This window comes from Spartinivicinus poritis (assembly GCF_028858535.1).
In the GTDB taxonomy this organism is placed as follows: domain Bacteria; phylum Pseudomonadota; class Gammaproteobacteria; order Pseudomonadales; family Zooshikellaceae; genus Spartinivicinus; species Spartinivicinus poritis.
The window spans coordinates 1-2,507 of sequence record NZ_JAPMOU010000134.1; the positions used below are offsets into that span (position 1 = coordinate 1).

Annotated in this window: 1 protein-coding gene; it reads right to left on the reverse strand. The window is 45.1% G+C overall.

Annotated features, from left to right (window positions below; genetic code table 11):
- The coding region (locus ORQ98_RS29300) for an RHS domain-containing protein (RefSeq protein WP_274692367.1) at window positions 1-2,507 on the reverse strand (2,507 nt) is incomplete at both ends.

Here is a 2,507-nt window from a genome sequence, read left to right on the forward strand (position 1 = left end):
GACCAGACGATATTGCCTCTTGCATCGCTGATTTCTTGGGGTGTGCCTAAATGATCCAGATGATAAAAATAAACCTGGTTATCTTGTACTAACGCGAGTGGCCTGAAAGACTCGGGTTCATATAAGTAGGTTTTGTGGATGTTCTGTCTTGTTTCTGACAGTAACACATCACCATTCCAGAGGAATTGGGTTTCACCAAAGTTGTCTTTTTTACTGACTCTTCTTCCAAGTGCATCGTAGGTAAACTCAGAGGTTTGCTTGGCGTTTTCAACTTTAATGAGCTGGTTGGCATGATTATAGGTATAGCGGGTGACCAGTTTGCCATGCTTACCCCGTTTTTCTGCAGTTAAGTTACCGCGACTGTCATAGGCAAAATGGCGATCTCCTTGAAATAGCAGTCGGTTGCCTTGAGACTGGCCGTTTGGCTGATCAGTTTGCGCTAAAATAGTACCTGCTGGGTCGTGGGCAAAGCTTTCTTTTATTATGCCATTGACGACAGTTAACCGATCTAAAGCATCGTATTGAAACTGGGTTTCGCCTTTTTTCAGGTCTTTGATTAAAGCTAAATTGCCCGCATTGTCGTATCCGTATTCCCGTTGAATAATTAACTGGCGGGTTTCTCGGCTACCGACTCGATGACGGGTGAGTCTTCCCATAATGTCGTATTCAAACTGACTTTCAACTACCCCTTGAATACGGTTAACTTCTCGACCTTGGTTATCACGTCTTACTTGGGTGATCAACTGGCCATTTAAGGCGACATCCGTAAATAAACCATCTGGTGTATAGCGGTAATTGATGCTTTGGCCATCAGGCAGGGTGGTGCTAATGCGATTACCCAATGGGTTGTAACCGTGGCTGATGATCTGGTTGTCTTGGCTTTCTTCGATAAGTAAGCCAAGGGCATTATAGGTAAAACTGAGTTTACGGTGACTGTTATTGGCTTCAGTCAAACGCCCGGCAGCATCGTATTGAAATGTGCTGACTTCACCATCACTGGTTTGTTTTTCAATCAGCAAGCCTAATTTATTGCGTTTAAATTCAGTGATGGGGATACTGGGCTGATCAGGGCTTTCTGTTGTGCTTGTTGTTTCTGTTGCGTCTGCTGTTTTAGGTTCGCTGGTTGGAAGTCTTGGCCCGTCTATATGTTTTATTAGCTGGCCGGATTTGTTGTACTCATAATATTGCTCACGGCCATCAAAGCCTACTTCTTGAATTAGATTTTCATTTAAATCATAAATCAGTTGATAGGTTTCGCCATTTTCGTTTTTGAGACCAGTTAAGTTACGCTCAGTATCATAAAAATATTCAAACACTTGACCAACAGGGTCAATGCGTTTTTTAACCTGTGCTAGCCCTTCATATTCATATTGTGTGGTACGCCCCACTTCATCAGTAAAAGCGGTAAGCTGCCCTGCGGAGTTATACGTCAGTTTAATCTGTTTGCCATTGGGTAATTGTGCAGCAATTGGCTGGCCAAGGGCATCATATTGATAGTAAGTTTGGGCTCCCTGGCTGTCTTGGCTGGCGACTACCTGCCCAAGCTGATCATAACGGTATTGGGTAATTTGGCCTTCGGCATCGGTTTGGCTGATCAGTTGTGCTTGTTCATTCCACTGTAACTGCCGTGCATTACCCATGGCATCGGTGATTTGCACAGGCAGGCCAAGGGCGTTGTAATCAATTTGGGTTTGGTTAGCTTCTGGATCAAGGGTTTTGACTAATAGCCCTCGCTCGTCGTATTGACGGCTCCAGCGGTTGCCTAATGGGTCGGTTAATGTGGTTGGCCGGCCTTCATCGTCATATTCAATCGCGTGGCTGTTACCTTCTGGGTCAGTGACTTTAATCAGCAAGCCATCCAGGTTGTATTCGTAAAGGGTGGTATTACCGGCTGGATCAACGGTGCTGACGACATTTCCAGCATCATCATATTGGTGTTCAGTCACGCCGCCTAGCGGGTCCGTTTCACTGATGATCTGGCCATTGTCGTTATAGCTATATTGGGTAATGGCACCCCGGCTGTCAGTGGCCGTGCTGCGATTTTCTTCTGGAAACCAGGCGAATTGATAATCATAAATGCCATTATCACCCCAGTTGCGAACACATTTACCTTGAGGGGTGTATTGATCCCACTCAAAATAAAAATTAAAACCGCTTTTTAAAGTACGCTGAATAATAATGTGGTTGTTATAAGCGTATTTTTCCCCATGACCTAGGGCATCCAACACTGCTACTAAATCACCATGCCTGTCGTACTGATATTGCACGACAGGTTGGGTATCTGGTGGAGTTTCGCTATCCTGCCCTCGGGTAATAGCAATAATCCGGCCTTGCGGGTCATGATAAAACCAGGCGGCTTGTCCCCAACTAGTGGTCAGTTTAGTGGGTTGTTCATCATTACCATGGGTAATTTGAATAGTATTATCACAGTTATCCCGGATTCCCACTAATTGACCCTGCTTGTTTGAAGCACTGCCGGTTAAGCGGAAGATTTTTTCTGGGCCTTG